This is a genomic window from Streptomyces sp. NPDC051776 (assembly GCF_040681345.1).
Classification (GTDB): domain Bacteria; phylum Actinomycetota; class Actinomycetes; order Streptomycetales; family Streptomycetaceae; genus Streptomyces.
Map to the genome: position 1 here is coordinate 100,721 of NZ_JBFAYQ010000019.1, position 6,500 is coordinate 107,220.

The following is a 6,500-nucleotide window of genomic DNA, read 5'->3' on the forward strand; positions in this document are numbered from 1 at the left end:
CACAGTACCCCGGTGGCCCGGACCGGATCATCCCTGGTGAGGTCGGTCAGTCCCAGTCGGGGTACGCGGAGAATCCGTCGCCGTCCGCCGTGGCCTCCGCTAGGTCTTCGAGGTCCTCCGGCAGCAGGCTCCAGACGATGAGGTCGGTGCGGATGTCGGTCCAGCCGCCGTCCTCGGTGCGGGAGCGGGCTATCCACGCGTTGCGCAGCACGCCCTCGTTGATGCTGCCGATCTTCTGCGCGACCTGCTGGGAGGCGGTGTTGTCGGCCGCGGTGCGCAGCTCCATGCGCTCGAACTTCTGGTCCCGGAAGAGCCATTGGGCCAGGGCGTGCACGGATTCGGAGGCGTATCCCTCACCGCGCGCCCAGGGCGCGGTGACATATCCGACTTCGGTGGAGCGGACGCGCCAGTCCGTGCGCTGCAGGTGCACGGAGCCGACGAGACCCTGGGTGAGGAGTTCGGTGACGGCGAAGACGATGCCCCGTCCCTCGGCGCGCTCGGCGGGCGCGATCCGCGTGACCCAGGCGCTGGCGTCGTCAAGGGAGTACGGGTGGGGCACGGAGGTCCAGGCCGTCACCAGTTCGTCGTTCATCATGTCCGCGAGCGCGGGTACGTCCCCTTCCTCGAACGGGCGGAGCACGAGGCGCTCCGTACTGATGGAAATGTCCGGGAAGGTGGATGTCATGCGCCTCTCCGTCATGGGGGGATCGGGAACCCAGCATGCAGCATGGGGGCGTACGAGGGGAGCACCGGGTCACACACCGGTCGCGTTCCGCGGACGCAGGCGACGGGCCCCACGCCTCCGTACGGGGCGTGGGGCCCGCCCCGGGTCGCGGGCACTCGGCGGCGGTACCGGGCTCGACGACCCGTCCGGGCTCAGCCGGCGAGCGTCATCTCCCTGCCCGCGGTGCCGAGCCGCGCCGATACGTACGACAGATCTGCGACGACCACATCCGCGTCCAGCTCCGCGTGCTCGTGCGTCGTGGCCGGGGCCACCGTGCTCATGCCCGCGGCACGCCCGGCCGCCAGCCCCGCCGGGGCGTCCTCGAAGACCACGCAGCGGGACGGACGGACGCCGAGTTTCACTGCGGCGAACAGGTACGGCTCCGGGTCGGGTTTGCCGCGCGTGATGTCGTCGGCGGCGATCAGCAGCGGGGGATGGATGCCGACCTCGTGCAGGCGCGCCTCGGCCAGTCGGCGCGTCGCGGAGGTGACCACGGCCCGGGAGCCTACGGGGTCGCTCCGGGGGCGCCCCCCGCGGGATCGATCGGGCGCATTACAGTCTTCCCATGCTGTTCAACCGCTCTTCCGCCCCGGTCGCGAGGCGTTCGGCGGCTGCGTTCCCTGTGATGGCGGCGTGCCTGGCGGCGAGGCCGGCGAGGTCATGGTGATCGACGCGCTGACCGTCGCGGTCGGTGCGGCCGCGCTGGCGCTTGCCGCCTGGTGCGGCCTCGCCGGCTACCGGGACCAGCCGACCAAGGACTGGCACTTCATCGGCATGGCCGTGGTGACGGTCCTCGTCGTCGTGCAGCTCGTCATCGGCGTGGTGCTGCTGGCGCGCGGCGAGAAGCCGGACGACGGGACCGGCATCTTCATCGCGTATCTGCTCGGCGCGACCGCCGCAGTGCCGGCCGCCGGCTTCATGTCACTGTCCGAGCGGACGCGCTGGGGCTCGGTGACCGTGTCGGCGGGCGCGGTGGTGCTGGCCGTGCTCGAAGTACGGCTGTTCGACATCTGGGGAGGCTCCGGTGCCTGAATCCGCTGCTTCCGTGCCCGAGTCCACCGCATCCGGCGCGCCCCCGGGCGGGACTGGCGCCGGCGACCGGTCCTCCGCGTCCCCTCGGACCGGCGGCCTGGGACAGGGTCCGGGACGTCTTCTGGTCCTGCTGTACGGGGTGTTCACCGTTGGTGCCGCGTCCCGCTCGATCGCACAGATGATCATGAGGTTCGAGGAGGCGCCGCTGGCGTACGTCCTCTCTGCCGTCGCCGCGGTCGTCTACGCGTTCATCCTCGTCTCGCTCGTGCGCGGCGGCGAGACCGCCCGCCGCCTGGCGATGGTGTGCTGTGGAGCGGAGCTCATCGGCGTGCTGAGCGTGGGCACATGGACGCTTGTCGAACCGTCGGCCTTCCCCGACGCGACCGTCTGGTCCGACTACGGGATGGGCTATCTGTTCCTGCCGCTGGTGCTGCCTGTCACGGGGCTGATCTGGCTGCGCCGGGCCCGCCGTGCGTAACTCCCGGCGCACCGCCGACCGCTGAGCTCCGTCGGCGAGGCACGAGGCACCGTCGGCGAGGCACGCGGCACGAGGCACCGTCGGGCACGAGGCACGGGGCACGGGGCACCGTCGGGCACGAGGCACGGGGCACGAGGCACCGTCGGGCACGAGGCACGGGGCACGAGGCACGGGGCACGAGGCACCGTCGGGCACGAGGCACGGGGCACGAGGCACCGTCGGGCACGAGGCACGGGGCACGAGGCACCGTCGGGCACGAGGCACGAGGCGCGAGGCACCGTCGGGCACGAGGCACCGTCGGGCACGAGGCACCGTCGGGCACGAGGCACCGTCGGGCACGAGGCACCGTCGGGCACGAGGCACGGGGCACGAGGCACCGTCGGCGGGCACCAAGCCCGGAGAGGGCCGGGCACCGGTCCGCCCGTCCCGCAATGGGCCGGTCGGCCGGTGCCTCGTACGAGATACGAGCAGCCGGCCGTCAGGCGCTCGCGACGAACGCCCGCGGCGCCGCTTCCTTCTCCATCCTCACCAGGCTCAGCCTGCGGGAGATCTCTTCCGTGCCGACCTGCGCGTATCCGTACTTGCGGTAGAGCCTCATGTTGCCCTGGCTGCGATGGCCCGTGAACAGCCGGTACCGCTTGGCCGCCAGGTCCTCCGCCAGCCGCGCCTCGATGGCCGCGAGGAGCCGGCCACCCAGGCCGTGCCGCTGCATCCGGGGATGGACGATGAGGTTGACGAGGCTGGCGGTGCCGTCCTCGTCGACCGTGCCGCGCACCGAGCCGACGACCTCGTCGCCCAGCCGGGCCACGAGCACCCGGCCCCGGTTCAGCTCCGTGCGGAGGTCGTCCAGCGTCTGCGTGAGCGGCGCGAGTGTGTAGTCGCCGTAGAGTTCCGCCTCGCCCTGGTAGCAGAGATATTGCAGCTTCAGGATCTGCTCGGCATCCTGCTCGGACGCGTCAGAGATGGTCACACTCGTGCCCATGTGCGCATGCCTCCCCTAGGTTCGGTCCACCCGGGCGGTGAGGGTGGTGGATTGCCCGGGCTGTGGGCCCTGTGCGGAGCCGTCGTGGGGTGCTCCCCCAGCGGGGCTGGGAGATGCCACCGGCTTCCGTGGCGCCGGTGAGCTAACGCTCCCTTCCCCTGTAGTCCGCCACCGCAACCTCCGCCAGGAGCATTCTGCGCAAACATCCAAGGCATCGGGAACGTACTGGCCCCAAACTGCCTTGTGAGATTCCCAACTCGCCTGCGACTTCGCGGTAGGTCGGGTCCTTCGGCGACAACATCGCAGCCAGCAGACGCGGGCAGCGGCCCGGGAGCCGGGCGACCGCCGCATGGACGGCCCGCCTGGTCTCCGCGGCCAGAACTCGGTCCTCCACGGCGGCTCCCGGGTCGCGGATCGTCTCCTCGCCGCGCTTCCCGTCCTCTTCTTCCTCCCCGACTGCGTCAGCGCCGAAGGAACCGGCCGCTCCCCGGGGCATCCAGGGGTCCTCACGCCCGTCCGTGGAGTCAACGGTGGAACCACTGCCGTCGTACGGCACCTCGCGGCGGGCCCGATGGCGGGCCCCGCGCGCCTCGGTGCGCACCGCGTCGAGGAGCCAGGCCGCGGGGGCGGGCGGAGGCCCGGTGGTGCGGGTGCGCTCCAACAGGCGCAGCCATACGCCCTGTTCGAGGTCGCCGGGTTCGACGCCGGTGCCGTAGGCCTCGGCTTCGGCCTCGGCGGCCAGCAGCGGGCGGTACGCGGTGAGCAGCTCTGCCGGTCCCATACCGTGCGGGACTCCGGAGGTGCGGCCCCCGGTTTCCCGCGGACCGCCGGCTCACCCGTCCGTGGGAAGTCGGCCGAAACGCGGAACCTGCCACGCGGCCGGTGGCAGATCGGCACGGCGGGACTCCCCCGGACGCCCCGGGTGGCAGATCGGCACGGCGGGACTCCCCCCGACACCCGGGTGGCGGTTCGGCACGGCAAGACCCCCGGCGACACCCGGGTGGGGCGTCGCCGGGGGCTCAGGTGGTTCGCTACTTCCCCAGGAAGTCGTTCCGCGCCAGCAGCGCGGTGTCGGGGTTGTCGGAGAAGATGCCGTCGATGCCCGTCTCGAAGTAGGTCTTGAAGGCACCGAAGGCGTCGCCGTACGCGGCCGGGTCCGTGCCGCGCCGGAAGTCGGCGGGCAGGAACTGGTTCTCGTTGCGCATCGTGTACGGGTGCAGGATCAGCCCCGCCCGGTGCGCGTCCCGTACGAGCGTGGTCGGCGTCCCCAGCTTGCCGTTCTCGTCGAGCGGGATGATCAGGTTCAGCCACGGGCCGATGCCCTGCGCGAAGCTCGCGATCCACTTCAGCCCCTCGGGCTTGACGAGGTCCGCGACGGTCCGCGGGTCACCGGCCTCGACGAAGTCCCAGGGCCTGGTGTCCGCCGCGTCCAGCAGGACGACGCGCGGCGAGGACACCAGCTTCGACAGCCGCTCGAGGCTGCTCGGTTCGAACGACTGCAGGAAGACGGGCGAGTCCGCGCGGTGGCGTCCGTACCTGCGCAGCAGCCCGGCGAGACGTTCCTCCAGGCCCAGCCCGAGCTTGCGGAAGTACGTGGGGTGTTTGGTCTCGACGTGCAGCCAGACCGGGCGGCCGCGCCGCCGCCCCTGCTCCTCGGCCCACCGCAGCACCTCCTCGAAGGAGGGCACATCCCAGCGGCCGTCGTAGAGGGTGTTCTCCTGGCGGGCGGCCGGGATGCGCTCCTTGGCGCGCAGCGTCTTGAGCTCGGCGAGCGTGAAGTCCTCGGTGAACCAGCCGGTCAGGTCATTGCCGTCGACCTTCTTGGTGGTCCTGCGGTCACCGAACTCTGGGTGCTGGGCGACGTCGGTGGTGGCGGTGATGTCGTTCTCATGGCGGCAGACCAGGTGCCCGTCCTTCGTCGGTACGAGGTCCTGCTCGATCACATCCGCGCCCATGTCGAGAGCGAGCTGGTACGAACCGAGCGTGTGCTCCGGGCGGTAGCCGCTGGCACCGCGGTGGCCGATGACGGTCGGTACCGGCAGGCGGCCGCGGCCGACGCCGCCGGCCGTCCCCTCGGCCGCCGCCGTGCCCGCCGCGCCGTACATGGCCGCTCCCGCGCCGAGGACGGCCGCCGCGCCCAGTAGAGCTCTGCGGCCCGGCCGCTGCTCCTGCTCCATAACCACTCCCTCGCCTTTCGTCCGTGCGCCCGCTATGGCTCATTGCGCCGTAACGGTGCACTGCGAATGTGTGATGTTGCGGTGTCGCACACCTGACCCACAACGCGCTGATCGTAAGCGGCTACGCCTTTCGCAAGGGAGACAATGGACGGAACGCCGTGGTAACACACGTCAACACCACGTATCGGACCGGTCAACCCGACGTGCGATGCTGCGGAACCCACGAGTATCGTCCTCACCTGCACATACTTCTGTACGTACTTGGCCGGACATCCACGACACCGGAGGACCCGTTGTCCCGTTTCGCGCTCATCAAGACAGTGCTGGGACCGATCATGCGCCTGCTGTTCCGCCCACGCGTGGAAGGAGCGGGCAATATCCCGGGCACGGGTCCGGTCATTCTCGCCGGCAACCACCTCACGTTCATCGACTCGATGGTCCTGCCGCTCGTCTGCGACCGTCAGGTCTTCTTCATCGGCAAGGACGAGTACGTCACGGGCAAGGGAATCAAAGGCCGCCTCATGGCGTGGTTCTTCACCGGCGTCGGAATGATCCCGGTGGACCGCGACGGCGCCAACGGCGGTGTGGCGGCGCTGATGACCGGCCGCCGCGTCCTGGAGGAGGGCCGGATCTTCGGCATCTATCCGGAGGGCACCCGCTCCCCCGACGGCCGCCTGTACCGGGGCCGCACCGGCATCGCGCGGCTGACGCTGATGACGGGTGCGCCGGTGGTGCCGTTCGCGATGATCGGCACGGACAAGATCCAGCCGGGTGGCGCGGGCCTGCCGCGTCCGGGCCGGGTGACGGTCCGCTTCGGCGAGCCGATGGAGTTCTCGCGGTACGAGGGCATGGACCGCGACCGCTATGTGCTGCGCGCCGTGACGGACTCGGTAATGGCCGAGGTCATGGAGCTGTCGGGCCAGGAGTACGTGGACATGTACGCCACGAAGGCCAAGGCCGCCTAGAGTTCGGCCCGCTCGCCCGTGCCGTAGGTCCGCTCACCAGCCGCGTCGGCCCGCTCGCCCGTGCCGTAGGTCCGCTCACCAGCCGCGTCGGCCCGCTCGCCCGTGCCGTAGGTCCGCTCACCAGCCGCGTCGGCCCGCTCGC

The 6,500-nt window shown here is 71.2% G+C and carries 7 protein-coding genes and 1 pseudogene; 3 read left to right on the forward strand and 5 right to left on the reverse strand.

Annotated elements, in window-relative coordinates; translation table 11 throughout:
- Nucleotides 1–46 precede the first annotated feature (46 nt).
- Both AB0M26_RS17145 and AB0M26_RS17150 read right to left on the reverse strand, forming a co-directional pair.
- Complete coding sequence (locus AB0M26_RS17145; protein ID WP_365261275.1) at nucleotides 47–685, reverse strand: GNAT family N-acetyltransferase; 639 nt, start codon at nucleotides 683–685, stop codon at nucleotides 47–49.
- 191 nt (nucleotides 686–876) lie between these two features.
- Nucleotides 877–1,221 (reverse strand): annotated as a pseudogene (locus AB0M26_RS17150) (HAD-IA family hydrolase); the annotation flags it as partial.
- Between the two features lie 166 nt (nucleotides 1,222–1,387).
- On the opposite strand from AB0M26_RS17150, the gene AB0M26_RS17155 reads away from it, so the two are divergent.
- Both AB0M26_RS17155 and AB0M26_RS17160 read left to right on the forward strand, forming a co-directional pair.
- Complete coding sequence (locus AB0M26_RS17155) at nucleotides 1,388–1,756, forward strand: hypothetical protein (protein ID WP_365261342.1); 369 nt, start codon at nucleotides 1,388–1,390, stop codon at nucleotides 1,754–1,756.
- A 97-nt stretch (nucleotides 1,757–1,853) separates the two neighbouring features.
- Nucleotides 1,854–2,234, forward strand: a complete 381-nt coding sequence (locus AB0M26_RS17160) for a hypothetical protein (RefSeq protein ID WP_365261345.1) — start codon at nucleotides 1,854–1,856, stop codon at nucleotides 2,232–2,234.
- Between the two features lie 478 nt (nucleotides 2,235–2,712).
- Here the strand turns inward: AB0M26_RS17160 and AB0M26_RS17165 are convergent, their stop codons facing one another.
- From AB0M26_RS17165 to AB0M26_RS17175, 3 genes are all read right to left on the reverse strand, one after another.
- Nucleotides 2,713–3,216, reverse strand: coding sequence for a GNAT family N-acetyltransferase (locus AB0M26_RS17165; RefSeq protein WP_365261278.1), 504 nt, complete (start codon nucleotides 3,214–3,216; stop codon nucleotides 2,713–2,715).
- A gap of 142 nt (nucleotides 3,217–3,358) precedes the next feature.
- Nucleotides 3,359–3,997 carry a sigma-70 family RNA polymerase sigma factor gene (locus tag AB0M26_RS17170; RefSeq protein ID WP_365261281.1) on the reverse strand — a complete coding sequence of 213 codons (639 nt, stop codon included), beginning with the start codon at nucleotides 3,995–3,997 and terminating at the stop codon, nucleotides 3,359–3,361.
- 250 nt (nucleotides 3,998–4,247) lie between these two features.
- Complete coding sequence (locus AB0M26_RS17175; RefSeq protein ID WP_365261283.1) at nucleotides 4,248–5,393, reverse strand: glycerophosphodiester phosphodiesterase; 1,146 nt, start codon at nucleotides 5,391–5,393, stop codon at nucleotides 4,248–4,250.
- Between the two features lie 335 nt (nucleotides 5,394–5,728).
- On the opposite strand from AB0M26_RS17175, the gene AB0M26_RS17180 reads away from it, so the two are divergent.
- Nucleotides 5,729–6,358, forward strand: coding sequence for a lysophospholipid acyltransferase family protein (locus AB0M26_RS17180; RefSeq protein WP_365261348.1), 630 nt, complete (start codon nucleotides 5,729–5,731; stop codon nucleotides 6,356–6,358).
- Nucleotides 6,359–6,500 lie beyond the last annotated feature (142 nt).